Below are 26672 nucleotides of genomic sequence, written 5' to 3'. Positions count from 1 at the left end.
ACTCAAGCTGGTGTCACCGTGCAAACACTGCTGTGCCACCAGCAGTTTGAACCACTCGTCGTATCGGTTGCTCATGAAAACACCCCGAAGGTTGGATGTGGGTGTCCAACTTTCGGGGTGCAGTTCACCTATCGGCGGGCTTTATTGTTGTCGGTTGCCAGGCCCTTGCGCTGGCTAGCGAGGCGTGGCTCGGGATAGCCCAAGCCGGGCCAGCGTCGCATCATCGAGCCCTTCCACCGCCTCGACAGCCGCCAGCGCCCGGTGGTAATCGCGACTCACGAAGGCTTCTCCCGCCAGCAGGTGAGCCAGATACTCCCGTGCCGGCTTCAACGCTTCGCCCAGACGTTCGGGCCCGGCGATGTAGACCCAGGCATCGATCCGCCCCTCCGACGTCAGCACCGCCAGGCGATGTCGATCGTACTCGTGGGGATAACCCTCGAAAGGATCCATGGCGTGGATCTGTTCGGGCTTAAGCAACTCGAACAAGGCTCCCTCGACGCTCTCGCCCACGGCCTCGACCACATTGGCGTGGGCAATGCCGGGCACCCGCGAGGCCTTGTTGAATCGCAGCGAATACCCCTCGAGCCGGCCCGGAAACACCCGCTTCGTCGCGCCGATACGAGCCGCGACCCGGGCCTCGTTCATGTTGCTGCCGTAGGCGAAGTACCAGGGCATCTCTCCTCCCTTGGCCTGAGGCCACATCGCCTCAGCTATCGGTGATCAAACGATCGATTTCCTCGACCACGCTCTTCATCATCGCGCGATCGGCGGCTCCCGCGCCTTCCTGGTTGAGGTAGGCGTCTACCGCCGGCGCCACGTCGCAGCTGGCCGGCAACGGCGAGCGATGCTCGACCAGCACCTGCAGGCGCACGATAAACACGAACCTCAGCCACTGCGGCAACGACATGGTGTCGATGCAAAAGGGCTGTTGGCTATTGAACGCCGCGGGCTCGGGCTTGTCCATGCGCCACAGATTGACGGCTTTCATGGTAGCTTCGAGATCGCGCAGGGCAGCGGCCAGATCGGCGTGCACTGTGGGGTGAACCGTCATAGGGACTCCGGTCATCTAGAATGAATGGCGTGTCTCACGGCTGGCGGGCAATGGCCAACGACGATGCCATGTGACGCGTCAAGGCCAGCGCCGGCGAGGCTCAAGGCCGTCGCTTTCGAGCACAATAGCCACCGCTTTCGAGCAGAACAGTCGCGCCGAACCATCAGCTCGCGGGCGTCGTCGACGACGCCTGGGTCGCCAGCACCTTGCGCAAGAAGTCTCGGGTGCGCGGATCCTTGGGCGTATTGAACAACTCAGACGGTGGTCCCTGCTCCACGATGCGTCCACCGTCCATGAACACCACGCGATCGGCGACGTCTCGAGCGAAGCTCATCTCATGGGTCACCACCAGCATGGTCTGACGCTCGCTGGCGAGTTGTTTCATCAACCCGAGAACCTCCTCGACCCATTCCGGGTCCAGCGACGAGGTCGGCTCATCGAACAGGATGACTTCGGCCTGGGCGGCCATGGCCCGACCGATGCCGACACGCTGCTGCTGACCGCCGGACAGTGACGCCGGGTAGGCATCGGCCTTATCCTCGAGCCCGATACGCTTGAGGATCTCGACGGCTCGCGCATGGGCCTCGGCCTTGGGCCAGCGATTGACCACGATCAGGCCCTCGGCGATGTTTTCCCGTGCCGTCTTGTTGGCGAACAGGGCGTAGTTCTGAAACACGAACGCCGTGCGTCGCCGGGCCGAGAGGATATCGGCCTTGGTGGCGCGCGTCACGTCCACGTCCAGGTCCCCAATTACCAGGCGCCCGGCATCCGGCTGCTCGAGAAAATTCAGGCAGCGCAGCAGCGTCGACTTGCCGGTGCCGGATGGCCCGATCACGACGATGATCTCGCCCTCGCGAATTTCCAGATCGATGCCATCGAGCACCGTGGTCTCGCCAAAGCGCTTGACCAGCTGTGTCACCTTGATCATCGGCGATAGGCCTCGTTGAGTCGCGATTCGAGTCGACGCTGCAGCCAGGCCAGCGCCTCGACGATGGCCCAGTAGATCACCGCCACGGTGACGAACGCCTCGAAGTACAGGAAGCTGCCGGCGGCTTCCTTTTGCGTGGCCCCCATCAGCTCCGTGACGCCGAGGGTAAAGGCCAGCGATGTCGCCTTGATCATGTCGATGAAGTAGTTCATCAATGTCGGCACGGCAATCCGCGTCGCCTGGGGCAGCACGATGCGCCGCATCAGCTGGGCGTTGGTCATGCCGATGGACAGCGCCGCCTCGGTCTGACTGCGATCGACACCGACGATGGCGGCCCGGATGGACTCCGCCATGTAGGCCGAGAAGTGCAGCGTGAGGCCCATGATAGTCGCGGTGATGCCATTGATACTGGTCAGAAACGCCATGATCTGCGGCAGACCGTAGTAGAACAGGAACAGCTGCACCAGCAGCGGCGTGCCGCGAAAGAAGGAGATAAACAGCAGCGTGACCGCGTTCAGCCCAGGAATCTTCAGCACCCGCACCACCGCCAGGCCACAGGCCAGCGCCAGGGCCAGCACCATCCCCGCCGCCGCCATGCCGAGCGTCAGTGGCAGATAGCGCAGCAGGATAGGCACGAGCCCCAGCATGTAGTCGAGGTTCAGAATATTCATAAGAGCGATGGTCTCGCCTCAGGGACGGGTGATATCGGCATCGAACCAGCGGTTCGATATCTCGCCGAGAGTGCCGTCTTCTCGCAGCGTATCCAGCGCAGCGTCGACCCGATCACGCAGCTCGGCATCGCCTTGGCGGAACGGCAGCGCATTGCGAATATCGGAGAACGGCTTGCCGGCCAGCGCCAGCGGCAGCGGTTTGTCCTTGATCACCTGGGTCGCACTGACACGGTCCATGACGAACGCATCGACCCGGCCAAGCGCCGTATCCTGCTCGATGTTGCTGTCGTAGGTACGGATATCGATGTCGTCGGCGTAGGGCAATTCGCGCAGCAGCTGTTCATAGTTGGAGCCCAGGTTGACCGCCACGGTCTTGCCGGCCAGGTCCTCGACGCCGCCAATGGCATCGTTACCCTCTTTCACCACGACCTGCGCCCCATCGTAGACGTAGGGCGCGGTAAACAGATACTTCTGCTCACGCTCGTCGGTGATCGTGATCTGATTGGCGATGGTGTCGATACGGCCTGACTCCAACATGCCGAACAGGCCCGAGAAATTGGCCGTGACGAACTCGACCTCTACCCCCAGCTCTTCCGCCACGGCCTCCATGACGTCGACCTCGAATCCCTTGAGCGTGTCCTGCTCGACGAACGTGAACGGAAAGTATCCCCCCGACATGCCCACCTTGAGGCTGTCGTCGGCGGCTGCGGCATTCATAGCAAGACTCAAGGCGCCTGCAGAGATGATGGATGTGGCCAGCTGGCGAAGCATAGGGTGACTCCTCGTTTGCGGACTCCAGAACCGAAAAGGCGACCCTTGTTCGGCCCGATGAACTGAATCTGAGTTTCCTGGCACCAAACGTGACTGGAACCAGGCCAGGGTGCAACCAGATGTTTCTGGAATAAGCGCGAGACATTATATTCCAAACTGCTTCATGCCGCAGTGTAAAATCCGTTGGTCAAAGCGATCAACTCCATCTATCGTGCGCCCGACAGCCGCTTCGCCAGGATATCCACCGACACTTATCCCCCGCCAAGGAAGATTCACAGAAGCACTGAACGTCCTTGTGGATAACCACTGAACAGGTGGCCAAGCGCCGGTGATGGCGGTGCTCTCGAGCGATCGGTTAAAGTTTGATCACCCCCCCGGGAATTTTTCCTCGGCGAGCGGCTGACACTCATGTGCCACCGCGTTAGAGTGCACGCTTGTTCACCGGAGGGGCCATGCAACCTATCCACTGCCTTCACGATTTCTTCACCCTGACCGGGGCCGAGGTCCAGCTCTACCACATGGGTCGACGCGTCCAGCCCTGCGCGCTCGAGACCCTGGCCGAGTTCGAGCAAGGGGACAGTGCCTGGCCGTTTCCGTGGCAGGCCAAGGCGCGCCTGGCCATGGTCTTTCGCCTCGGTGAGATGACCGATCCGCTGATCTGGTTTCTGGCCTTGCCGCTGGATGAACAGGGCCACCTCGACGCTGCCCAACGGGACGCGTTCCTCGAGCGCCTGTTGACCACCATCGGCGCTAGCGCCGAGGCCATCGACGCCAATCAGACGAGTCACATCGACAACCTGATGAAGGACAACCCGCTGGCGTTCACGCCGCCACTGGCCTTCCAGGCCGTCCTCCATGCACGAGCCAGCCTCGACCTGGGGCTGGCCGCGAGCCAGCACCTGGAGCCGGTCGAGGCGTTCTTCAGCGGCCAGGGCAACGCTGACTGGCGTGCGCTGGGACTTCAGGGCCTGGCCGACCACGTCGTTCGCCTGGATGCCGAAACGAGTCGCGATCTGAGCGCTAGACTCCCGCAACTGCACAACGATGTACTGACCTCCCTGTGCTACTGTCTGGAACATGTCTCCGTCGATGAAGCCATCGCCGGCGCGCTACGTTCACGCGGTGAGCAGCTGGCTCGACAGGGCGAGATCGAGGCCTTCTGCGCCTGTGTCAGGGCAATGGGCGCGGCTCCCCGGGCCCAGGCCGGGGCCTGGTACGATGCCCTGCTGGCAGATCCCGATGCGTGCGGGCCCGACGTCCTGGCCGCCATGGCCGCCCGAGGCTGGGAGCACCTGGAAGACGCCGAGCGCCTGCCGGGCTTCCTGTCCCGGGCCGCCGAGCGCGACGACGCCGACTTCCTGGCCCTGGCGAGGGACCTGGCGCAGATTCCGCGGCTCAGGCTACCGGTCCTGATGACCCTTCGCCACTCGGCCCCTGGCTCGGCGATTGCGCGACGTCTCGCGACGGTCACTGCGGCTCCCGGCGAAGGCGCCTGATCGCCCTCGTCACCCGGCTTGACACACCGCAAGGCCCATCGCCTTTCACCACCAACGCCCCTTGCGGAGCGCGTGAGCGCAAGGCAGGAATTTCGAGACACGGCATGGACGTGCAGGCATCACGACCCGCCGTCTTTATGATGACATCCGAGCGGTGTCCGACGACGACAAGGAGGGGAGCCATGAAGGAACTGCCCTATCAGGCCAAGGCCGTGATCGGTCGCCGTGAAATGGTCGTGCTGCCCGACATGCACCTGCACCTGTGTGCCAAGGTAGACACCGGCGCGCGAACGTCGGCCCTGCACGCCGAGGACATCGAATCCTTCGAGGAGGACGAGATACTCTGGGTCAGCTTCGTGACCCGGGGCGGTGGCCCCGGCAGCCCGGCCCATACCTATCGCATGCACTTGCATGATCGGCGCAAGGTGACCAGCTCCAACGGCCTGGCCGAGTGGCGCTACATCATCCGTACCCGGCTCCAGCTCGGCGAACTCGACTTCCCGGTCGAGTTTTCCCTGACAGACAGACGCAACATGCGTCACCCGCTGCTGCTTGGACGCCGCGCCCTGCGGCGCCTGCTGGTCGCCCCCGGGGCGGCCTTCCTGCACGGCGAACCCTAACCGCCCCTCCGCCACTGACCTGGAGACATGCCCATGCATATCGCGCTGCTGTCCCGCAATCGCAATCTCTATTCGACTCGTCGTCTGGTGGAAGCCGCCGAGCAACGGGGCCATTCGGCCCGCGTGGTGGATACCCTGCGCTGCTACATGAGCATCGCCTCGCATCACCCGTCGATTCACTACAAAGGCGAGGAGCTCGAGCCCTTCGATGCGGTCATCCCGCGCATCGGCTCGTCGGTGACCTTCTACGGCTGCGCGGTACTGCGCCAGTTCGAGATGATGAACATTCCCGTGCTCAACGACAGCGTCGGCATTACCCGCTCCCGGGATAAGCTACGTTCTCTGCAGTTGCTCTCACGCAAGGGCATCGGCCTGCCGGTCACCGGTTTCGCCCACTCCCCCGATGACATCCCCGACCTGATCACCATGGTCAAGGGGGCCCCGCTGGTGATCAAGCTACTCGAAGGCACCCAGGGTATCGGCGTCGTGCTCGCCGAGACCAACCAGGCGGCCGAGTCGGTGATCCAGGCGTTCATGGGCATGAAAGCCAACATCATGGTCCAGGAGTACATCAAGGAGGCCAAGGGCGCCGACATCCGCTGCTTCGTCATCGGCGACAAGGTCGTCGCGGCGATGAAGCGCCAAGCCGCCGAAGGCGAGTTTCGCTCCAACCTCCATCGCGGTGGCAGCGCCAGCATCATCCGCATCACCCCGGAGGAGCGCTCCACCGCTATTCGTGCCGCCAAGGCCATGGGCCTGCGAGTGGCCGGTGTCGATCTGCTCCGCTCCAACCACGGCCCGGTCGTCATGGAGGTCAACTCCTCGCCCGGCCTGCAGGGCATCGAGACCGCCACCGGCAAGGACATTGCCGGCCTGGTCATCGAACACCTCGAAAAGAGCGCCGTGGCCCGTCCACGCACTCGCCCCCCGGTCAAGCCAAAGGGCTAGGACACGAGTCCCCGAGCCGGTCATGCATCGGCTCGGCAACGACTCCCCCTCTCTCAGCCTCGCGCCTTACGCCAAAGGTCTAACCCTCGGCGATCGTCATCCCAAGAATCATAAATATTTGCGCCTTTGGGGGTGGCAAAACGGGGGCTAGAGCCCCACAATCTGCGTCACCGGAGGAGGTGACGCGCATGTTTCTCGACAATCGCCAAGTGGCGATGGATAGCGTTCTTGAAGCGCTGGCTGACAGCATCGACTATTTCCAGGACAACCTCGAGCGCCTGAGGCCGTCCCTGCGTGATGCTCTCGAACCCCATTTCGAGACGCGCAAGAAGACGATGCGAAAGTTGCAGAGCCTGGCCCGTCGCCACCTCGACCTGCTACCCCGCGACGCCGATGTCGAGCGCGATGACTACATGTGGCTGTGGAGTCGCCTGAAGAGCTTCGTCGGCAACGACTCGCAGGTGCTGATCAACGAGCTGCTGGAACAAGAACGGGTCTTGATGCAGGCACTGTCCACCCTGTTCACCCATCCTCTGCCCGGCCCCATCGAGCCGGTGATCGAAGAGTGCTGGAAGGGCTGCCGTTCGCTGATTCGCGTGCTCTACGACCTGCAGAAGGAAACCGACCCCAAGAAAGCCGCCGCCGCCAAGCGCGCACCGGCCAGAAAGGCCACGCGGCGCTAGCGTGCGCCCGCTTTCGGTGCGGGCTTTTCAACACGGCGCACGCCCTACGATGGGCTCCCTGCGAAGGTAACGATCAGGACGACGCCTAGCGACACACCAAGCGGCACGAAAAAGAGCGACGCGGATCCCCGGCGTCGCTCTTTTTGTTGCCGGGCGAGTCACGGTAAGCCCCATCCGCCGCCCGCATCATCGCCGGCCCTCTTGTTTGTCGAGCGCCGCCGCTGAGCTCTTGTCGAGCGCCACCGCTGGGCTCTTGTCGCAGAGCACCGCTGGGCTCTTGTCGAGCAGCACCGCTGGGCCCTTGTCGAGCAGCACCGCTGGCTCGGGCGCCTCCTGGGCGCCTCCTGGGCGCCTCCTGAATTCTTGCCTTCAGCGCGACGGCCGTGCGGGTTCCTGTGATTCCTTCGACGCGGGGGCCTGGCCATCGCCACTCTCGTGAGTGCTTGTCTCGGGGGATGGCGGGATCACGCCTTGCTCGGCATCATGCTCCGCGGCAACTGACCCCGAGTCCTCGCGAGGCGGAATCTCTGCGCTTGAATCCTGGCGCCTCGGCTCTGCCGCGCGGGTGCCTTGCTCGACGGCCGGCGCCGGAACCGACTGGTGTGGGTCGGCGCCTTCCTCGGAAGGCGGATCTGACCGCTTGGCGCCATCAGGGAAACGAATCGTCTGGCTCTCATCACCCGGCTCACTGTCATCGCTCAGCGTACCGCCAGGCACCGGCGCTACGATGTCACCCAACGCCGGCGCGCCGCGGGGGGCAATCTGCAGCGGCTCCAGAGGCCCCAGAAAGCGTGGCTCCCGGTTCCACAGGTACAGGTCCCCGAGGGTGGCCACGCGGGCCACCCACTCCCGCATGCGCAGGTACCAAGTACCCTCGGCCTCACGCTCCGGGGCCGCGCAGCCGACGGTGTCCAGCCCCAGCGCATCCGCGATGAACAACGCCCGGGGCAGGTGCCAGCCCTGGGTCACCAGCAGCGCCCGATCGACCTGGAACACGTCTCGCGCTCTGGCCAAGGTATCGAAGGTGCTGAAGCCAGCGTAATCCAGGGTCATGTCCTGATCACGCACGCCACGCCCGCGCAGATCGCGCCACATGGTCACCGGCTCGTTGTAGTAACGCGTGCTATTGTCCCCCGAGACCAGCAAGTGATCGACGCGACCGCTGGCGACAAGCTCGGCGGCGGCGGTCATGCGCCCCTCGAAGTGAGGGTTGCGCAGGCCGCTGCGGGTCCAGTGCGAGGTGCCAAAAACGATCCCGACTCGCTCACGGGCACACTTGGCCAGATTATGCTCGATGCGCTCGCGAGTGCTCGCCAGCACCCAGACATTGGCCATCACGAAGGCCAGCGCCATGAGCAGCGCCATGGTGCCGAGGGCCAACAACAGGCTGCGAAACAGCTTCCATAGCGACAATCGCATGCACCTTCCGTCCACGGGGTCCGTCCGGTGGCCGCCCCTTGCGGCCGGCCGTCGTTAGAACATGCCCAACTCGAGCTTGGCTTCGTCGGTCATCATCTCACGACTCCAGGGCGGGTCGAAGACGATATCGGTATGGACCTTGGCAATCTGCGGTGCACCGAGGATCTTGTTACGCGCATCGGCAGCGATCACATCGCCCATGCCACAGCCCGGCGCGGTCAGCGTCATGCGAATGGTAACGATGCGCTCGCCGCTGATCAGGCGTTCGATGCGGCAACCGTAGACCAGTCCAAGATCGACGATATTGACCGGTATTTCGGGATCGAAGCAGGTCCTGAGCTGATCCCAGACGAAGGCCTCGATGGTGTCCTCGTCGGCCTCGGGGTCCAGCGTCGGGCGTGGCAGTGCCTCGAGCCCCACCGCATCCAGGTTGGCCCCCTCGATCAGATACAGCCGGCCTTCGTAACCGACGCTGACGGTGCTGCCCTTGGCCTGCATCACCGAGACGGTGCTGTCCTCTTCTAGGGTCACCGTCTTGCCGAAAGGAATCGAGATCGCATCCACATCGCGCTGCAGGGGCAGCTGCTGGCCCTTGCTCAGCCGGGCGATCTGCTCGTTATCGCTCATGAAAGTCCTTGTGTCTTTGGCCGCACCTGCACCCTGTGTCGGGCGAGGCCGCGCGCCCGGGAGCGACGCCACCGGCCAAGCCTGCCTTGGGTGGTGCTTGGCCGGGTGCTTGGCCGGGTGCTTGGCCGGGTGCTGGCTTAGCGCAGCATGGAAACCACCCGTTCGAGGCTCTCGGCAAAGATGTCGATTTCCTCGGGGGTGTTATAGGCGGCGAAGGAGGCGCGGCAGGTGGCATCGACCCCGAACCGTGCCAGCAACGGCTGAGCGCAGTGATGACCGGTGCGGATCGCCACGCCAAGCTGATCGATCAACAGGCCGATATCCTGGCTATGGGCCCCATCGACCACGAACGACAATACGCCCGCCTTGTCGGGAGCGGTCCCCAGCACTCGCAGTCCATCGATGCGGGAGACCGTGTCCGTTGCATGCTCGAGCAGACGCTCTTCCCAGGCGGCAATATGGGTGAGGCCAATCTCGTTGACCCACGAAAGCGCCCGACCGAGCGCCACGACCTCGGCGATCGCGGGCGTCCCTGCCTCGAACTTGTGCGGAATGGCGGCGAAGGTCGTGGGGGTCTCGAAGGACACCGTCGCGATCATCTCGCCCCCGCCCTGCCACGGCGGCATGGCCTCAAGCAGCTCGGCGCGGCCGTAGAGCACGCCAACGCCGGTCGGGCCATAGACCTTATGCCCGGAGAACGCGTAAAAGTCGGCGCCGATGGCTTGCACGTCGATCAGCTGATGCGGTGCCGCCTGGGCGCCATCGACCAGGATCAGGGCACCGTGATCATGGGCCACTCGGGCCATGTCGGTGACCGGATTGACGGTACCGAGGGCGTTGGAAACATGATTGACCGCCACCAGCTTGGTGCGCTCATTGATCAGGTCACGATAGGCATCGAGATCGAGCACGCCCCGCTCGTCCACCGGGATCACCTTGAGCGTAAACCCACGCTCGGCGGCCAGCAGTTGCCACGGTACGATATTGGAGTGGTGCTCAAGCAGGCTGATCAGGACCTCGTCGCCGGGACCGAGGTTGGTCCGCCCCCAGCTCTGGGCCACCAGATTGATGGCCTCGGTGGTGCCCCGGGTGAAGACGATCTCCCTGGCCTCGGCGGCGTTGATGAAGGCCCGCGCCGTTTCCCGGGTACCTTCGAAGGCCGCCGTCGCCTCGTCGGCCAGCGTATGCAGCCCACGATGGATATTGGCATTCAGGCGACGATAGTAGTCATCGAAAGTCGCGATGACCTGAACCGGCGTCTGGCTGGTGGCCGCGTTATCCAGATACACCAGCGGCTTGCCATGCACTTCCCGATCCAGGATCGGGAAGTCGCGGCGTACCCGGGCGACATCCAGCAGCAGGTCGCTGAAGTTGGCCATGCTCAGTCCTCGTTCAGGGCCACGGCGGCTTCCACCAGCCCGGCCAGGTTGAAGCGCTCCGGCAGCTTGCCGGCCACGGCCAGCTCGACGCGTTCGGCGACGGCGTCGACCGTGACCTGATCCATCACCTCGCCGGCGAAGGCCAGGGTCAACAAGCCCCGGGCCGTGGACTGATCAAGCCCGCGGGTGCGCAGGGCGAAGACCGCTTCCTCGTCGAGCTGCCCGGTGGTGGCACCGTGGGAGCACTTGACGTCGTCGGCGTAGATCTCGAGTTCCGGCTTGGTGTCGATCTGGGCACGATCGGAGAGCAGCAGGTTGGCGTTGCTCTGGTTCGCCTCGATCTTCTGGCTGTCGCGCTTGACGATCACCTTGCCGTTGAACACGCCATGGGCGCGGTCGTCGAGGATGCCCTTGTAGTTCTCGTGGGAGAAGGTGTGCGGGGCATTGTGGTTGACCAGGGTATGGGTATCCAGGTGCTGACGGTTCTGACCGTAGAACAACCCGTTGTAGGTGACTTCCGCCCCCTGGCCATTGAGGTCACTGATCAGGTCGTTGCGCACCAGCGCGCCACCGAGGGTCAGGTTGAACGAGGTGAAGCGCGAGTCGCGGCACTGCTCGACCTGCAGACTGGCGATCTGCAGATCCTGCTCGGGGGACTCGACCAGCTTGTAGTGGTTGAGAATCGCGCCCCGATCGAGCATCACTTCCTCGACCAGGTTGGTGAAGTTGGCGGCGCCCTCTTCACCCACGTGATGCTCGATCACGGTGGCCTCTGCGCGGGCCCCGGCCTCGATCAGGATACGCGGATGACTCATCACCGGGGCCTCGTTGGCCCGTGACAGGAACTGCACCACGATGGGTTTGTCGACCACCACGCCGGGCGCCAGACGCACCAGGGCCCCCTCCTCGAAGAAGGCGGTGTTGAGCGCCGCGAAGGCCGACAGCTCGACCCCGGTCAAGCGGCCCAGCGGCCCTCCGACGGCCTCGTGATTCTCCGCCAGGGCCTGGCTCAGCGGCTGAACGACGACCCCGGCCGGCAAGTCCGACAGATCCGACAGGGCACTGGAGAACAGCCCATCGACGAAGGTCAGACGGTGGGCCTCCAGCGGCAAGGTCAATGCCGCCGCCGACGCCGGCGAAAAGTCGGCATCGGTGGCGAGGGCGAAATCGCCGCGGCTGATCGCCCGCACGTCGGTGTACTTCCACTCTTCGATGCGCCTGTGGGGAAAGCCCATGGCTTCGAAGCGCGCCGCACCGGCCTGGCGCCGTGCGGCGATCCAGGAGGGTTCCGCTCCGCGGCTGGCGCTGCGCGCGGCCAGGCGGTCCAGGAATCGTTGCACGTCGCTCATGCGGCGGGCTCCTCTACGACCCAGTCGTAGCCACGGGATTCGAGTTCGCGGGCCAGCTCGGCGCCGCCGGTCTTGACGATACGGCCATCGACCAGTACGTGGACCTTGTCCGGCACGATGTAGTCGAGCAGGCGCTGGTAATGGGTCACCAGCAGAATGCCGCGCTCTTCGGCTCGCAGCGAGTTGACCCCGTCGGCTACCACCTTCATGGCATCGATATCGAGACCAGAGTCGATCTCATCGAGCATCGCGAGCTTCGGCTGCAACACCAGCATCTGCAGGATCTCGTTGCGCTTCTTCTCACCACCGGAGAAACCCTGGTTGACCGCACGCTGCAGGAAACTGGTGTCCATCTTCATGAACGCCACCTTTTCCTTGATCAGCTTCATGAACTCCGGGGCCGGCATCTCGCCTTCACCGCGCGCCGTGCGCTGGGCATTCAAGGCGGCCTTGAGCAGGTAGATGTTCTTCACGCCCGGAATCTCGACCGGGTACTGGAAGCCCAGCAACAGGCCCGCCTGAGCGCGTTCTTCGATTTCCATCTCGAGCACGTCGCGGCCTTCGAAGGTGATCGAGCCGCCAGTGACCTCGTAGCCATCCTTGCCCGCGATCACGGCAGACAGGGTAGATTTGCCGGCCCCATTGGGACCCATGATGGCGTGCACTTCACCGGCGTTGATGGTCAGGGTGAGACCCTTCAAGATCTCGGAACCCTCGACAGTGACGTGCAGATCCTTGACTTCGAGCATGTAGACACCTTTGCAGTGCCTGCCGCCGCTGGCGGCAGGGAGTTACGTAATGACGATCCGAGTGGCCTGGGCCTTAACCGACGGCGCCTTCCAGAGTGACATTGAGCAGCGCCTCGGCTTCTACGGCGAACTCCATGGGCAGTTCCTGAAAGACGTCCTTGCAGAAACCATTGACGATCATGTTGACGGCGTCTTCCTCGGGGATACCACGGCTCTGGCAGTAAAACAGCTGGTCCTCGCCGATCTTCGAGGTCGTCGCCTCATGCTCGACGGTGGCGGTGCTGTTGCCAATTTCCTGATACGGGAAGGTGTGAGCGCCGCAAGTATCACCGATCAGAAGCGAATCACACTGGGTGAAGTTGCGCGCGCCCTTGGCCCGGGCGCCGATCTTGACCAGGCCACGATAGGACTGGTTGGAGCGACCGGCGGAGATGCCCTTGGAGACGATGGTCGAGGTCGAGCCTTCGCCCAGGTGAATCATCTTGGTGCCGGTATCGGCCTGCTGACGCCCATTGGTCACGGCCACCGAGTAGAACTCGCCGACGCTATCCTTGCCGCGAAGCACACAGGAAGGATACTTCCAGGTGATCGCCGACCCGGTCTCGACCTGCGTCCAGCTGATGTGCGACCGGTCGCCGCGGCATTCGCCACGCTTGGTGACGAAGTTGTAGATGCCGCCCTTGCCGTCCTCGTCACCGGGGTACCAGTTCTGCACCGTGGAGTACTTGATCTTGGCATCCTCGAGCGCCACCAGCTCGACCACCGCCGCATGCAACTGGTTCTCGTCGCGCTGCGGCGCGGTGCAACCTTCGAGGTAGGACACCTGGGCACGGCTCTCGCAGACGATCAGGGTGCGCTCGAACTGGCCGGTATTGGCCGCATTGATGCGGAAATAGGTGGATAGCTCCATGGGGCAGGTCACGCCCTCGGGGACGAACACGAAGGAGCCATCGGTGAACACCGCGGAATTCAGCGCGGCGAAGTAGTTGTCCCCCACCGGCACCACGGTGCCGAGATACTGCTTGACCAGCTCCGGGTAGTCGCGGATCGCCTCGGAGATCGAGCAGAAGATCACGCCCGCCTCGTGGAGCTTGTCCTTGAACGTGGTGGTCACCGACACCGAGTCGAAGACCGCATCCACGGCGACGCCGGCCAGCGCCGCGCGCTCATGCAGCGGGATGCCGAGCTTCTCGTAGGTCTCGAGCAGCTTCGGGTCGACCTCATCGAGACTCTGCGGCTTGTCTTCGTCACGCTTGGGGGCGCTGAAATACGAGATGGCCTGGTAATCGATGGGAGGATAATCGAGGTGAGCCCAGGACGGTGACGTCATCTTCAACCACTGCTGATAGGCCTCGAGTCGCCACTCGAGCATCCACTCCGGCTCGCCTTTCTTGTTCGAGATGAAGGCGATGGTGTCTTCGTCCAGCCCTGGCGGTATCGTATCGCTCTCGATGTCGGTCACGAACCCTTCTTTATATTCGCGACGGACAAGCTGTTCCATTTCCTGACTTGCCATGATGTGTCCCCTCCCGGACTGTTGGGTCGGCGGGCTTGACCCGCTCAGGGTAAAGAATGCGATGCGCCGGCCAGGTTGGCGTCGGGCGCTGTTCCTCTTCGTGTCACTCGCTCAGCAGACGCCGGCGAACGGCCTCACGCCTCGGCGGCCAGCGTCACGCTCTGAATCGGCAGGCGCATCGGCAGCTTCAGCGGTGAAGCGTCCGCCAGATGCGCCAGAGTCACGCTGTCGAGCAGTTCTCGAATGGCCACCGACACCCGCTGCCAGTTGTCCGATACGCCGCAGGTAGACGCCAGGTCGCAGTCGCCATCGGCATGGCTGCATTCGGTCACCGCCACCGGCCCTTCGATGGCCGCGATGATATCGCTGGCGGTGATGCGCGACGCGGGACGCGCCAGGCGATAGCCACCCTGGGCGCCACGACGAGACTCGAGCAACCCCGCCCTGACCAGCATCTTGAGCGTCTTGCTGACGGTCGGGTGCGGCAATTGAACCGCATCGGCGAGCTCCGTGGCCGCATGCGCCTGCTCCGGGTGGCGAGCGATCTGAGCCATCACCACAGCGGCGTAATCTGTCAGCCGAGAAAGCTTGAGCATGCCGATCTCCCGGGGCCGGGCCCCTTGCCTGTCGGGACTTGCGCCAGGAATCGCTGCACCCGCCGCGCTGAACGCGACACCATGGTCAAGGCTCTCCAGTGACGCTACCCGCTCATCCATTCGAGGCGAGTGCCCTGAATTCGATTGGGGACCATTTTAGTCCTGTATAAAGTTCGTGTGAAGAGCCAACCCCGCTATTACCTCGATAGAGTGGCCAATATCGACATGTTCGATGCCGTTCGCGCCACGAAAGCCAATCATTCTCATTTATAACAAGTCTGCACACTCGCCTTCGCGCCAGAAAGAAGCATCAGATCCATCAATTCTGATCATTACAGATCGTCATCCATTGCCAACCAATATAGATGCTTGTTTCTGCTAAGCTTGGGACACTCAAGAGCTCAGGACGCTTTTCTCACGCTCTTGCCATGACCATGGCAAGACGCGATCGAGTGCGTCCCAGGCAAACTTGCGGGCTTATCTCAGCGCAGGAGTCATCGCCTTGGAACTTTTTCAGTACGCTCTAGACAACATCGACCTGCTCGCGTCACGAACGCTCGAACACATCGCTCTGGTCGGCGTCGCGGTCGGCATTGCGACACTGACCGGCGTTCCCATCGGTATCGCCATCACCCGCAACGAGCGCCTGGCTCGGGCGGTGCTGTATACCGCATCGATCATCGTCACGATTCCTTCCATCGCGCTGTTCGGCATCATGATTCCGGTGCTTTCCCTGATCGGCCACGGCATCGGCTACGTACCGGCGGTCATCGCCGTCCTGCTGTATTCGCAGCTGCCGATCATTCGCAACACCTACACCGCCATTCACAACGTCGATCCTGCCTTGCGCGAGGCCGCGCGGGGCATCGGCATGAGTCACAACCAGCGTCTACGCATGGTCGAGATTCCACTCGCGGTGCCGGTCATCATGGCCGGGGTACGTACCGCCGTGGTGCTGAATATCGGTGTCATGGCCATCGCCGCCTACATCGGCGCCGGGGGGCTCGGCACCTTCATCAGCCGCGGCATTTCCCAGTCCGACCCGCGCCAGCTGATCATCGGATCGCTGGCGGTGAGCCTGCTCGCCATCATCGTCGACTTTGGCCTGCTCGCGGTTCAGAAACGCATGACGCCCAAGGGTATGGAGCGCGCCGCCAGCGCCGTATGACACGGCGCTTTCGCCCCCTATTTACCAACAGGAATGCGCAATGATTCGATTGGAAAACCTGACCAAGGTCTTCGACACCCCGAAGGGCGCTGTCGTCGCCGCCGACCATATCAACATGGAGGTCCCGAGCGGCGAGATCTGCATCCTGCTGGGCCCATCAGGATGCGGCAAGACCACCACGCTCAAGATGATCAACCGTATCGTCAAGCCCTCCTCCGGCAAGGTCTTCATCAATGGCGAAGACACCACCGGCATGGACACTCAGGACCTGCGCCGCAACATCGGCTACGTGATCCAGCAGATCGGCCTGTTTCCCAACATGACTATCGAGGAAAACATCGCCGTGGTGCCGAAGCTTCTCGGCTGGGACAAGGCCCGCTATCGCGAACGGGCCCGGGAGCTGATGCGCATGATCGCGCTGGAGCCCGACGCCTTTCTCAAGCGCTATCCGTCTGAGCTGTCCGGTGGCCAGCAGCAACGTATCGGTGTCGCTCGGGCCCTGGCGGCAGACCCGCCCGTGATGCTGATGGACGAACCCTTCGGCGCCATCGATCCGATCAACCGGGCGGTGATCCAGGACGAGTTCCTCAAGATGCAGCAGGACCTCAAGAAGACCATCATGTTCGTCAGCCACGACATCGACGAGGCGATCAAGATGGGCGATCGAATTGCGGTGTTTCGTGAAGGCAAGCTGGTCCAGTATTCGACGCCGGACGACCTGCTCGCCGCCCCCAAGAACGCCTTCGTCGAGTCCTTTCTCGGCGAGGATCGTGCGCTCAAGCGCCTCAACCTGGTCAAGGTCTCCGAAGTCGTCAGCGACGAGATCGGTACCGTATCCCCGGGCGACACCCTGGAACAGGCACTGGCACGCATCGACGATTACGGCTACCAGAATTCCATTCTGATGATCAATGACAAGCGTCAGCCGGTGGGCCTGATCAGCCGCTCCGTGGCCCGAACCACCAAGGGCTACTGTCGCGATCATTTCCAGAACGTGCCGGCCTCGGTGAACCTCGAGGATGACCTGCGCAAGGTCGCTTCGCTGATGTTCGCCCAGGACATCACCTGGCTGCCCTGCGTCGATGATGAGGGGCGCGTCTGCGGTCAGATCACCCAGCGCGCCATGACCCACCACCTGGGAGCACGCTTTCGTACCAAGCAGCGTGAAGATGACGCGATGCGTCTCGCCGCTGCGTCCCAAGCCAACCAGGCCGGGGGGTGAGCCTATGCCGATTCAAAGCCTGAAGGGCGCGGTCATCGCCCTGCTGCTGATAGCGATGTTTCTGCTCGGGGTATGGAGCGAGGCGACCGGCGCCATCGACGACTTCATCTTCTACCTCCCCGATGTCGAGTACCTGGCCATCCAGCACCTGTGGCTGACGTTGATGTCCGGGGGCTTGGCCATCCTCGTCGCCATTCCGCTTGGCGTGCTGCTGTCACGCCCCAGCATGCAACGGTATGCCGAGACCCTGATGCAGGCGCTTAACGTCGGCACGACCATTCCGACCCTGGCGGTGCTGGCCCTGTCCATGAGTTTTCTTGGCATCGGCACGCTGCCGGCCGTGTTCGGACTGTTCGTGGCAACCCTGCTGCCGATCGCTCGCAATACCTATGCCGGCCTCAAGGGCGTCTCCCCGGCGCTCAAGGAAGCCGCCGCTGGCATCGGCATGTCGCCAACCCAGCGGCTGCTCAGGGTCGAGTTGCCCAATGCGCTCTACGTGATCTTCGCCGGCATTCGCACCGCCTTGACGATCAATGTTGGCACCGTGCCGCTGGCCTTTTTGATCGGTGCCGGCGGGCTCGGCGAGCTCATCTTTACCGGGATCGACCTGTATGACCCGATCATGATGCTCTCCGGTGCCATCCCGACGGCACTGCTGGCCATCATCGTCGATGCCTTGATCGCCTTCATCGCCTTCGTGGTGGTGCCGCGAGGCGTCAATCCGGCTCGCCACTAATGCCTTCAGGCAGTGGCAGAAAGGACCCAACGGGGCGCCACGCCGACGACGCCCCGTCACAACAAGCGACCGTAAAGGTCAGCAAAAGACGGCACAGCACTGACTTGCCGTCATTCATCCCCACAGGAGAAGCTCCCATGAAGACCCTGATGACCGCCCTTACCGGCCTGGCCCTGGCCGGCACCGTTGCCAGCGCCTCGGCCAATGAGGTCGTGGTCGGTGGCAAGAACTTCACCGAGCAGCAGATCATCGCGAGCCTCACCACCCAGTATCTGGAAGGCCTGGACTACGACGTCGAGAAGCGCGCCGGCATGGGCTCCGCCGTGCTGCGTCAGGCCCAGGAAAATGGTCAGATCGACCTGTACTGGGAATACACCGGCACCTCCCTGATCAACTACAACGACGTGACCGAGTCGCTCAGCGCCGATGAAACCTACCAGAGGGTCAAGGAGCTCGACGGCGAAAAGGGCCTGGTCTGGCTGGAGCCGTCCGCCGCCAACAACACCTACGCCCTGGCCATGCGCCAGGCAAGCGTCGAGGAAACCGGCATCCAGACCCTGTCGGACCTGGCCGCCGCGGTGAACGACGAGAAGGGCTTGTCGTTCGCCATGAACGCCGAATTCTACGCCCGTGAAGACGGCTGGCGTCCGCTGCAGCAGGCCTACGACTTCCGCGTCGGACGCAGCGATGTCAAGCGCATGGATTCGGGGCTCGTCTATCAGGCACTGCGCGACGCCCAGGTCGACGTCGGGCTCGTTTTCGCCACCGACGGCCGCATCCCGGCGTTCGACTTCGTGGTGCTGGAAGATGATCAGAACTTCTTCCCGGCCTACGCCCTGACGCCGGTGGTACGCGAAGAGACCCTGGCGGCCAACCCGGAGCTCGAAGGCCAGATGAACGCTCTTTCTTCGCTGCTTGACGATGAGACCATGGCGACCCTGAACGCCCGAGTCGACGTCGAGCGCGAGACCATCGAAGACGTCGCCGAGTCCTTCCTCAAGGACAACGACCTGCTGTAAGCCCCAGCGGCCCCTCTTGAGGGGCCTTTCATTGTTGCGAATCGACCCTTCAAGGAAGCTTCCATGCGTCCCACCCTGCGCCATCTGCTATCGGCCACGACGCTGATGGCCGTGACCGCCTTTGCCCAGGCAGACACCATTACGGTCGGCGGCAAGAACTTCACCGAGCAGTTGATTCTCGCCAGCATGACCACCCAGTACCTGGCGTCCGCGGGCTACGACGTCGAGGAAAACGCCGGCATGGGCACCACCGTGTTACGCCAGGCCCAGGTCAACGGCCAGATCGACCTGTACTGGGAATACACCGGCACCTCGCTGATCAGCTACAACAAGGTCACCGATAAGCTCTCGCCCGAGGCCGCCTATGAGCGCGTCAAGGAGCTCGACGCCGAGCAGGGCCTGGTATGGCTGGATCCCTCCGCGGCGAACAACACCTATGCCCTGGCCATGCGCCACGACCAAGCCGAGTCGCTGGGTATCGAGTCCCTGTCGGACCTGGCCGATGTGATCAATGCCGGCGAGGCACTCACCTTGGCCTCCAACGCCACCTTCTACTCCCGCGATGATGGTCTGCGTCCAATGCAGGAGACTTACGGCTTCGAGTTTGGCCGGCGCAACGTCAAGCGCATGGACCAGGGGCTGACGCTGACCTCCCTGGACCAGGGTGCGGTCGATGTGGCCATGACCACGGCCACCAATGGTCGTATCCCCGCCCTCGACCTGACCGTGCTGGAAGACGACAAGGAGTTCTTCCCGGACTACGCCCTGACACCGGTGGTTCGCCGGCAGACGCTTGATGCCAACCCAGCGCTTGCCGAGCAGATGAACACCCTGTCGGCGCTGCTCGACGACGCCACCATGGCGCGACTCAACGCCCGAGTCGATGTCGACCGAGAGACGGTGGAGGACGTTGCCGCGGCCTTCCTCGAGGAAAACGCCCTGCTGTAATCCTTCACGGCCCCTGACCACGGGGCCGTTTTCGGCTCTGACCACCGATCACCCGCCATGTCCGTCACCGCGCCTTCGAGCCCCCTTTAGGACGACACCACGACCATGACCGCCTGCGACCGTGTTCTCGACGCCATCCAGGGCCGCCCTCTGGACGCCCTGCCACCACCTCAACTGTCTCAGGCCAAGCGCTGCCTGCTGGATCTTCTCGGCGTCGCCGCCGGGGCTACCGCGACGCCCCTGGCCAGCCACGCCAGTCGCTACGTCGCCAGTCAGCACGGCGGCGAGCGTCCGTTGCTGTTCACCGCCGCCACGGCGTCTCCGACCGGGGTCGCCTTGCACGGCGGCTGGCTGATCGATGCTCTCGATGCCCACGACGGCCAGGTCCTGACCAAGGGCCACTGCGGCGTGGCTCTGCTGCCGGGGCTGTTGGCCCTGGCCGAGATCGAAGACACCAGCGGCCATGAATTTCTCGGCCTGCTGGCGCTGGGCTATGAAGTCGCCACCCGGGCCGGCATCGCCCTGCACGCCTCGAGCCCTGATTATCACACCTCCGGCGCTTGGAATGCCCTCGGCGTTGCCGCCGTCACCGCGCGCTTGCGCGGCCTCGATCGCGAGCGTCTTGGCCACGCCCTCGGCATCGCCGAATTCTATGGCCCGCGCAGCCAGATGATGCGCTGCATCGACCACCCGACCATGCTCAAGGATGGCTCCGGCTGGGGGGCCATGGGCGGTGTCGCGGCGACGCTGTTGGCCGAGGATGGCTTCACTGGTGCCCCGGCAGTCAGCCTGATGAGCGAGGATCTCGATCACATCTGGAGCGACTTCGACACGCGGGACTATCTCTTCGATCAGTACTTCAAGGCCTACCCGGTATGCCGCTGGGCGCAGCCCGCGGTGGAGGCCGTCCTTGCCATACCCGCACACCAGCGGCGCGTCGAGGCTATCGAGCGCATCGAGATCGTGACCTTTCATGAGGCCAGGCGTCTGCACAGCATCGAGCCAAGCACCACCGAGGCCGCCCAGTACAGCCTACCGTGGTCGGTGGCCTGTGCGCTGGACCGCGGCACCATCGATGTCGCCGGCATTGGCGAAGATCTCGGCGACCCCGCCCTATGCGCCCTGGCGCGCCGCGTCGAGGTCACGGAAAGCGACGAGTTCAATGGCGTCTTTCCCGCCGAACGCTGGGCCCGCGCCAGGCTCCACCTGCGCGATGGCCAGGTCATCGAGAGCCCAGCCATGGAGGCCCGCGGCAATCCCCACAACCCGCTGTCGGATGACGAGATCGGTGACAAGTTCCTTACCCTCGCGCGTCCTGCGCTAGGCGACCGTGCCGAATCGATTGCCGCCGTGATCAGCGATCTGGAGCGGCGACCGACCACGGACCTGCTACGCCTGCTTGGCCCCGCGACACCGAGCGACGGAACAAGTCTTTGACCATCCCTGCGGCACTTCGCATAGTAGGACTCCGGCCTCAGCGCCGGAGCCTTCGCCAGACCCACGGAGCCGGACGGCGAAACCACCACCGCCAGCCTGACCCGATCGCCATCCAAGGATCACCGAGGACTCCCGACTATGCAGCCTGAGCCCGAGTCAGCCCCCGCCGTCGTCATCACCGGAGGCTCCCGCGGCATCGGCCGCGCCACCGCCCTGGCCTGTGCCAGGCGAGGGTGGAGAGTCGCCTTCAGCTATCAGGGCCATCGCGAGGCAGCCGAACACACCCTGGCCGAGTGCGAGGCGCTCGGCGGGCCGGGGTGCGCCATCGCACGACAAGGCGATGTCCGCTCGGAGACCGACGTCACGGCACTCTTTCAAGCGACACGGGATCAGTGGGGCGCCATTACCGGCGTGGTCAACAATGCCGGTATCGTCGCACCTGCCCTGCCCCTGGCCGAGATGCCGCTGGAACGCATTCGCCGCATCGTCGAGGTCAACGTGATGGGAGCGCTTCTGGTCGCCAGAGAAGCGGCTCGCACGCTCACCGAGGGCGGCAGCCTGGTCAATGTCGGGTCAATGGCCTCGAAGCTCGGCTCAGCCAACGAATACGTCGATTATGCCGCCAGCAAAGGCGCGCTCGATAGCCTGACCGTCGGCCTGTCGAAAGAACTCGGGCCACGCGGTATCCGCGTCAACGCCGTGCGCCCCGGACTGATCGCCACGGACATTCATGCCAGCGGCGGCCGACCGGAGCGCCTCGATGAACTCGGACCACTTTGCCCCCTGGGCCGCCCCGGAAGCGCCGATGAAGTCGCCGAGGCCATCGCATGGTTGCTGTCCGATGCCGCCTCCTACGCCACCGGCACCTTTATCGACGTCGCCGGAGGTCGCTGAACCAGGCCGCGGCGCCAAGCCCCGGCCCCCTTCCCACCGCGAGGACCATGCATGGACACGACCATTTATCTACTGATCGGCGGCACGCTCGTGGCACTGGTGGCCATTCACTGGATTGGCTTTCGCCTGTTTCGACGTGCCACGCAACGGTCACGCAACGCCGCCGAGGCGACTACCACGCCAGGAGCCGATTCCGGTTCCGGTTCGAACGCCAACCCCAGCCCCAACCAAGAGCCCTGAGCCAATGCACTATCAGGACAGTCTTCACGTCGCCTGCGCCCAGACCAATGCCCGTCTAGGCGATGTCGACACCAACCTCGAGCAACATCTCGACATGATCCACGACGCCCGCCGACGCGGCGTCGAACTGCTGGTCTTTCCCGAGCTGTCGTTGACCGGCTATGGCCTCGGCCAGGCCGTCATGCAGGTCGCCATGCCCCAGGAGGACCCACGCCTGGGGCGACTGGCCAGCGCGGCCCAAGGCATGCTGGTGGTCGTGGGTTTCGTCGAGGAAGCCAGTCCCGGGGAGTACTACAACGCCATGGCTATCGTTGCCAACGGCGCCATCGTCGCGGTGCATCGCAAGCTGAATCTGCCCACCTACGGGGGGCTCGAGGAAGGCAAGTGGTTCAGCCATGGCGACGCCCTCACCCAGGTGGACGTTTGCCCCGGATGGAAGGCGACCGCCCTGATCTGTGCCGACCTGTGGAACCCTGGGCTCGTTCACGCCGCCCTGCTCAACCGCCCCACGGTGCTGTGCGCGCCCATCAACTCGGCGTCCGGCATCGTCAGCCAGGACTTTTCCAACGAGCAGAACTGGGCGCTGAACGTGAGCTTCTATGCCATGACCTATGGCACGCCGGTGTTGATGGCCAACCGCTATGGGCCCGAGGGCGACAGCCACTTCTGGGGCGGCTCGCGCATCCTGGGGCCCAACGGCGAGACCCTCGCCGAGGCCGAAGACCGCGAGACCCTGATCAGCGCCATGCTGTCACGCACCGCCATCGCCAAGGCCCGGTTCGAACTGCCGACCCTGCGCGATGCCGATACGCCCCTGGTTCGCCAGTTGATGAGTGGCCATCGTTAGTCGCACGGCTCCTGCAACCCCGCCGCGCTATCGCGCGATCATGCTCTCATATCGCGTGTATCAGGTCGTTTTCAGGAGGCACAAGCGCCGGATCTTGTGCCGGAATCATGCTATGATCATTCGACTTTCAGGAAACGACATCGCGCGGATCCCAGCATGAAGAACTCATCACGACACTCCTCATCTCCCACGCCCGCAAGCTTTCTAGTGATGGGCGTTTCAGGCTCAGGCAAGTCACATATTGGCCGTCAGCTCGCCGCGGAACTCGGCGCACTATTTATCGATGGCGATGATTTTCATAGTGAAGCGAGCATCGCCAAGATGTCGGGTGGCGCCCCGCTCACCGACGCCGATCGCGAGGGCTGGCTCAGGACGCTGTCAGAGCTTTACCGCCAGCACCGAGAGCGCAATGAAACCCTCGTCATCGGCTGCTCGGCGCTCAAGCGCGGCTATCGAGACCTTCTCCGCCAAGGGGCCCCGGAACTTGAGATCCTTTACCTGAGCGGCACGCGAGCGGTACTGCTGGAGCGGCTGAACAGCCGTGGTGAGCATTTCTTTGCCGGCGAACACATGCTGCTCAACCAGCTGGAAACCCTCGAGGTACCCGACGAGGATGAGGCCATCCACTGCGATATTCGCCAGATGCCCCGCCAGATTGTCATGAATTTTCTTGACCAACGTTCAGCGAGACGCGGCCGGTAACCGGCCATCACTGTGCGCTTTTCTCTCCCCAATGGCTGACTCATTGTTGACTGTGTCGGCCATTTTCCCCACTCACCACCATCAAGCTTGCTTGCGCAAACTTTCTCGCTCTCGCAGCACGTAAGGCTGCCCTTAGACTAGGCCACTAAGACGGATCGTCACGATCTGCTCGCCTCCACCGGTGCTCACTGCGATACCCCTGCTGCTTGGTTACCGGCACCAGGCGCACACGCAACACCGCGTCGGCGAAGGCATCCTTTATTATTCAACGTAGTGAGCCACCTGCGTGAGCCAACCGCGGCCGGGAGAATCCGATGCAAGACCCAATGGTGGGAAGAACCTTTGAATTCAGCTGCAATGGCCTGACCTGGGGCGTGACTTTCGAAAATGCCACACGCATGCGCCACCACGCCCCGGTGGATGGCCGCGGGCATGGCCCGTCCGCCCTCTGGCCACTCGCCGATGTTCCGGGCACAGTCCCGGGCACAGTCCCAGGCACAGTCGGCAGCCAGGACCTGGCCGCGCCTGTCAGAGAGACCAGAGAGACCAGAGAGACCAGAGAGACCAGAGACGAAAGCGCCTATCTGGCGACGCCCGTCGACGATAGCCGGATCTTCGTCTATCGCCTCGAACTCCGCACGCCATCGGATCAGCATGCACAGAAGCAGTGCCTGGCCCTGCGTTACATCCTCAACTTCAGCGACATGACGTTCATCGGACACAACCATGTCGACGGCAGGACCATCGAGACGCCCGGCGTCTTCAAGGCCGCCAGCCCTCACGCTGTCGGCAGGCCCACGGCGCTGTCGAGCGTCACGCGGTAGCGAGACCCGGCGCCGTCGCCATTACCCTGCCCGGTGGCGCTCGGCCAGGGCCAGCAACCCGGCGAGGGTCGCCTGGTCGCTATCGACTTGCTGCACCTCGATGCCCTGCGCCGCGATGGCGTCACGGTAGAGCGGATTGAGGCTCGATGATCCGACCAGCATCACACGCTCGACATCCTTCAGGTAGTGACCGCGCTGGGCCAGCACTTCGGCACCGATCAGCACGCCCGACAAGAAACTGCCGACCTGCTCGGCGGCGAGTCCGGCGTACAGATGACGGCTACGCCCCTCGAACAGCGCGTGCAACACGCCAGAGGGGTGCGCGGCGGCGGCGAGCCCTTGGGTGAAGGCCGCTTCATCATGCGGCGCATCGGGGCGTGCCGGTTCCCCCGGTAGGGTGTGAAAGCGCACCGCGTGGTAAAGCTCTCCCGTCATGGCGGTCGTGAAGTCCTGCAGACGCCCCCCCGCAAGCCTGACCCACTTGCTGTGGGTCCCCGGCAAGCAACAGACGCCATCCTCACGGCCCGCCAGCGCCAGGGCACCGAACGCCTGAATTTCTTCGCCGCGCATCACGTCCACGTGGTCATCGGTGACCACCTTGAGCCCTGGCACGATCCAGGCATTGGCTAACCCCGGCGCCGCCACCACGTGGTCGGCAAGATCACCGGCGGTGGCCGGCACGTCGAGTTGCGGCGCCTCACTCCAGCCCCGGGCCGAACCGACCATACCGGACAGATACACCGGCACATCGCCGCCCTCCCGCCAGTCACCGACCTGAGCTTCGCAGTAGTGCGGAAACTCCTCGGTGGTCAGCGAGCGCAGTCCGGCGTCCGAGCGTCGGCTCTCGAGACACTCGCCGCTGGCCCGATCTATCAGAAAGGCACGAAAATTGCTGGTGCCCCAGTCGATGGCAATCAGACGTTCGCTCATGCCTGCTCCCCGGCCTGTGACGCCAGGCGATGCCACTCGGCGACCAGTTCGCTTGCGACCCTACCGACCTCGGCGGCACTGCGTCCGGGCTTGTACAGGTTGCTGCCGAAGCCGAAGCCACCGATACCGACGGCGTGCCACTCGGCCATGTTGGAGGCATCGATGCCGCCCACGGCCAGCACCGGCAACCCCTTGGGCAGGATGGCGCTGATGTCCTTGAAGTAGCCGGTGCCGAGCCGAGCCGCCGGAAACAGCTTCAGCGTGGCCGCCCCGGCGCGAGCCGCCGCCAGCGCCTCGGTCGGGGTCATACAGCCGATCATCGGTGCCAGACCGCGACTGGCACCAAGCGACACCAGCGCCGGCTGGGTGTTGGGAGTGATCATCAGCGGTGCCCCAAGTTCTGCGAGTCGTGCGGTGTCATCGTCGTCGAGCACCGTGCCCGCACCGATCAGCACATCCGCCGGGCAATGCGCGACGGCTCGCTCGATGCTGACCCAGGGATCGGGGGAGTTAAGCGGAATTTCGATCAGGCGAAACCCGGCCGCCATCAGGGCATCACAGACGTCCTCTATCTCGTCCGGCGTGATGCCACGCAGGATGGCAACCAGGGGCAATTCGCCAAGGGCAGCGTCCAGGGTCTTGCGCTGGGCAGCGTTCATCGGAGGTCCTCTTGCGTATTCACCCGCATCGACGCGAATCGACACGAGGCGACAGAACGTGACGCGGAAGAGCGGCCGACTGGCCGCCCTCCCACCTTCATGACAAGCCTTCTAGCCCACCAGCCACAGCGCCATGTCGGGCCATGCCAGCAAGGCGGCCAGCACACACAGCTGCAGGGCGATGAAGGGCAGCACCGAGACGAAGATGTCCTTCAGGCTGACCTCCGGTGGCGCCACCCCCTT

At 63.9% G+C, this 26672-nt stretch carries 30 protein-coding genes; 15 read left to right on the top strand and 15 right to left on the bottom strand.

Annotation, left to right across the window (positions count from 1 at the left end):
* Nucleotides 1-174: 174 nt before the first annotated feature.
* The 5 genes from ACUN9Y_RS21900 to ACUN9Y_RS21880 form a co-directional block, all read right to left on the bottom strand.
* Nucleotides 175-675: a gamma-glutamylcyclotransferase family protein gene (locus tag ACUN9Y_RS21900; protein ID WP_445462869.1), complete on the bottom strand. Its 501-nt coding sequence runs from the start codon at nucleotides 673-675 to the stop codon at nucleotides 175-177.
* A 31-nt stretch (nucleotides 676-706) separates the two neighbouring features.
* The gene (locus ACUN9Y_RS21895; protein ID WP_445462868.1) at nucleotides 707-1051 is read right to left on the bottom strand and encodes a YqcC family protein; all 345 of its coding nucleotides are present in this window, start codon (nucleotides 1049-1051) and stop codon (nucleotides 707-709) included.
* 163 nt (nucleotides 1052-1214) lie between these two features.
* Nucleotides 1215-1979, bottom strand: a complete 765-nt coding sequence (locus ACUN9Y_RS21890) for an amino acid ABC transporter ATP-binding protein (protein WP_445462867.1) — start codon at nucleotides 1977-1979, stop codon at nucleotides 1215-1217.
* Nucleotides 1976-2650, bottom strand: coding sequence for an amino acid ABC transporter permease (locus ACUN9Y_RS21885; protein WP_445462866.1), 675 nt, complete (start codon nucleotides 2648-2650; stop codon nucleotides 1976-1978). Before ACUN9Y_RS21885 ends, ACUN9Y_RS21890 begins: the two co-directional genes overlap by 4 nt.
* A gap of 18 nt (nucleotides 2651-2668) precedes the next feature.
* Nucleotides 2669-3421 carry an amino acid ABC transporter substrate-binding protein gene (locus ACUN9Y_RS21880; RefSeq protein ID WP_445462865.1) on the bottom strand — a complete coding sequence of 251 codons (753 nt, stop codon included), beginning with the start codon at nucleotides 3419-3421 and terminating at the stop codon, nucleotides 2669-2671.
* A 452-nt stretch (nucleotides 3422-3873) separates the two neighbouring features.
* On the opposite strand from ACUN9Y_RS21880, the gene ACUN9Y_RS21875 reads away from it, so the two are divergent.
* From ACUN9Y_RS21875 to ACUN9Y_RS21860, 4 genes are all read left to right on the top strand, one after another.
* Nucleotides 3874-4917, top strand: coding sequence for a DUF3549 family protein (locus ACUN9Y_RS21875; RefSeq protein ID WP_445462864.1), 1044 nt, complete (start codon nucleotides 3874-3876; stop codon nucleotides 4915-4917).
* 182 nt (nucleotides 4918-5099) lie between these two features.
* Nucleotides 5100-5537 (top strand): ATP-dependent zinc protease family protein, encoded by a 438-nt coding sequence (locus ACUN9Y_RS21870; RefSeq protein WP_445462863.1) that lies wholly within the window; start codon nucleotides 5100-5102, stop codon nucleotides 5535-5537.
* A 33-nt stretch (nucleotides 5538-5570) separates the two neighbouring features.
* Nucleotides 5571-6485: a 30S ribosomal protein S6--L-glutamate ligase gene (gene rimK / locus ACUN9Y_RS21865; protein WP_445462862.1), complete on the top strand. Its 915-nt coding sequence runs from the start codon at nucleotides 5571-5573 to the stop codon at nucleotides 6483-6485.
* A gap of 188 nt (nucleotides 6486-6673) precedes the next feature.
* Nucleotides 6674-7168, top strand: coding sequence for a hypothetical protein (locus ACUN9Y_RS21860; protein ID WP_445462861.1), 495 nt, complete (start codon nucleotides 6674-6676; stop codon nucleotides 7166-7168).
* A gap of 186 nt (nucleotides 7169-7354) precedes the next feature.
* Here the strand turns inward: ACUN9Y_RS21860 and ACUN9Y_RS21855 are convergent, their stop codons facing one another.
* From ACUN9Y_RS21855 to ACUN9Y_RS21820, 8 genes are all read right to left on the bottom strand, one after another.
* Nucleotides 7355-7483: a hypothetical protein gene (locus ACUN9Y_RS21855; RefSeq protein ID WP_445462860.1), complete on the bottom strand. Its 129-nt coding sequence runs from the start codon at nucleotides 7481-7483 to the stop codon at nucleotides 7355-7357.
* 54 nt (nucleotides 7484-7537) lie between these two features.
* Nucleotides 7538-8587, bottom strand: coding sequence for an ElyC/SanA/YdcF family protein (locus ACUN9Y_RS21850; RefSeq protein WP_445462859.1), 1050 nt, complete (start codon nucleotides 8585-8587; stop codon nucleotides 7538-7540).
* Nucleotides 8588-8641: 54 nt separating this feature from the next.
* Nucleotides 8642-9214, bottom strand: coding sequence for a putative Fe-S cluster assembly protein SufT (gene sufT, locus ACUN9Y_RS21845; protein WP_445462858.1), 573 nt, complete (start codon nucleotides 9212-9214; stop codon nucleotides 8642-8644).
* A gap of 137 nt (nucleotides 9215-9351) precedes the next feature.
* On the bottom strand, nucleotides 9352-10593 hold the full coding sequence (locus ACUN9Y_RS21840; RefSeq protein WP_445462857.1) for a cysteine desulfurase: 1242 nt from the start codon (nucleotides 10591-10593) through the stop codon (nucleotides 9352-9354).
* A gap of 2 nt (nucleotides 10594-10595) precedes the next feature.
* Nucleotides 10596-11942: a Fe-S cluster assembly protein SufD gene (gene sufD / locus ACUN9Y_RS21835; protein ID WP_445462856.1), complete on the bottom strand. Its 1347-nt coding sequence runs from the start codon at nucleotides 11940-11942 to the stop codon at nucleotides 10596-10598.
* Nucleotides 11939-12691, bottom strand: a complete 753-nt coding sequence (gene sufC / locus ACUN9Y_RS21830; protein WP_445462855.1) for a Fe-S cluster assembly ATPase SufC — start codon at nucleotides 12689-12691, stop codon at nucleotides 11939-11941. Before sufC ends, sufD begins: the two co-directional genes overlap by 4 nt.
* Before the next feature lie 73 nt (nucleotides 12692-12764).
* Nucleotides 12765-14207, bottom strand: a complete 1443-nt coding sequence (sufB, locus tag ACUN9Y_RS21825) for a Fe-S cluster assembly protein SufB (protein ID WP_445462854.1) — start codon at nucleotides 14205-14207, stop codon at nucleotides 12765-12767.
* Nucleotides 14208-14341: 134 nt separating this feature from the next.
* On the bottom strand, nucleotides 14342-14803 hold the full coding sequence (locus ACUN9Y_RS21820; protein ID WP_445462853.1) for an SUF system Fe-S cluster assembly regulator: 462 nt from the start codon (nucleotides 14801-14803) through the stop codon (nucleotides 14342-14344).
* A 502-nt stretch (nucleotides 14804-15305) separates the two neighbouring features.
* On the opposite strand from ACUN9Y_RS21820, the gene ACUN9Y_RS21815 reads away from it, so the two are divergent.
* The 11 genes from ACUN9Y_RS21815 (at nucleotide 15306) to ACUN9Y_RS21765 (ending at nucleotide 24840) form a co-directional block, all read left to right on the top strand.
* The gene (locus ACUN9Y_RS21815; RefSeq protein ID WP_445462852.1) at nucleotides 15306-15971 is read left to right on the top strand and encodes an ABC transporter permease; all 666 of its coding nucleotides are present in this window, start codon (nucleotides 15306-15308) and stop codon (nucleotides 15969-15971) included.
* Between the two features lie 40 nt (nucleotides 15972-16011).
* Nucleotides 16012-17193: an ABC transporter ATP-binding protein gene (locus tag ACUN9Y_RS21810; protein WP_445462851.1), complete on the top strand. Its 1182-nt coding sequence runs from the start codon at nucleotides 16012-16014 to the stop codon at nucleotides 17191-17193.
* Between the two features lie 4 nt (nucleotides 17194-17197).
* Complete coding sequence (locus ACUN9Y_RS21805; RefSeq protein WP_445462850.1) at nucleotides 17198-17929, top strand: ABC transporter permease; 732 nt, start codon at nucleotides 17198-17200, stop codon at nucleotides 17927-17929.
* A 137-nt stretch (nucleotides 17930-18066) separates the two neighbouring features.
* On the top strand, nucleotides 18067-18948 hold the full coding sequence (locus ACUN9Y_RS21800; RefSeq protein WP_445462849.1) for a glycine betaine ABC transporter substrate-binding protein: 882 nt from the start codon (nucleotides 18067-18069) through the stop codon (nucleotides 18946-18948).
* A gap of 63 nt (nucleotides 18949-19011) precedes the next feature.
* Nucleotides 19012-19896, top strand: a complete 885-nt coding sequence (locus ACUN9Y_RS21795) for a glycine betaine ABC transporter substrate-binding protein (RefSeq protein ID WP_445462848.1) — start codon at nucleotides 19012-19014, stop codon at nucleotides 19894-19896.
* Nucleotides 19897-20001: 105 nt separating this feature from the next.
* Complete coding sequence (locus tag ACUN9Y_RS21790) at nucleotides 20002-21333, top strand: MmgE/PrpD family protein (protein WP_445462847.1); 1332 nt, start codon at nucleotides 20002-20004, stop codon at nucleotides 21331-21333.
* Between the two features lie 138 nt (nucleotides 21334-21471).
* Complete coding sequence (locus ACUN9Y_RS21785) at nucleotides 21472-22227, top strand: SDR family oxidoreductase (RefSeq protein WP_445462846.1); 756 nt, start codon at nucleotides 21472-21474, stop codon at nucleotides 22225-22227.
* A 51-nt stretch (nucleotides 22228-22278) separates the two neighbouring features.
* Nucleotides 22279-22467, top strand: a complete 189-nt coding sequence (locus ACUN9Y_RS21780; protein ID WP_445462845.1) for a hypothetical protein — start codon at nucleotides 22279-22281, stop codon at nucleotides 22465-22467.
* Nucleotides 22468-22471: 4 nt separating this feature from the next.
* Nucleotides 22472-23314 carry a nitrilase-related carbon-nitrogen hydrolase gene (locus tag ACUN9Y_RS21775; RefSeq protein WP_445462844.1) on the top strand — a complete coding sequence of 281 codons (843 nt, stop codon included), beginning with the start codon at nucleotides 22472-22474 and terminating at the stop codon, nucleotides 23312-23314.
* 156 nt (nucleotides 23315-23470) lie between these two features.
* A complete protein-coding gene (locus ACUN9Y_RS21770; RefSeq protein ID WP_445462843.1) occupies nucleotides 23471-24016 on the top strand; it encodes a gluconokinase in 546 nt (181 codons plus the stop codon).
* Nucleotides 24017-24330: 314 nt separating this feature from the next.
* On the top strand, nucleotides 24331-24840 hold the full coding sequence (locus ACUN9Y_RS21765) for a hypothetical protein (protein WP_445462842.1): 510 nt from the start codon (nucleotides 24331-24333) through the stop codon (nucleotides 24838-24840).
* 21 nt (nucleotides 24841-24861) lie between these two features.
* Here the strand turns inward: ACUN9Y_RS21765 and ACUN9Y_RS21760 are convergent, their stop codons facing one another.
* Together ACUN9Y_RS21760 and ACUN9Y_RS21755 are read right to left on the bottom strand one after the other, a co-directional pair.
* Complete coding sequence (locus ACUN9Y_RS21760) at nucleotides 24862-25770, bottom strand: 2-dehydro-3-deoxygalactonokinase (RefSeq protein WP_445462841.1); 909 nt, start codon at nucleotides 25768-25770, stop codon at nucleotides 24862-24864.
* Complete coding sequence (locus ACUN9Y_RS21755) at nucleotides 25767-26429, bottom strand: 2-dehydro-3-deoxy-6-phosphogalactonate aldolase (RefSeq protein WP_445462840.1); 663 nt, start codon at nucleotides 26427-26429, stop codon at nucleotides 25767-25769. The genes ACUN9Y_RS21760 and ACUN9Y_RS21755 overlap by 4 nt, the downstream gene beginning before the upstream one ends.
* Nucleotides 26430-26672: the final 243 nt, after the last annotated feature.

This window comes from Halomonas sp. V046, assembly GCF_052645355.1.
This window is presented reverse-complemented; position numbering and strand designations above follow the sequence as displayed.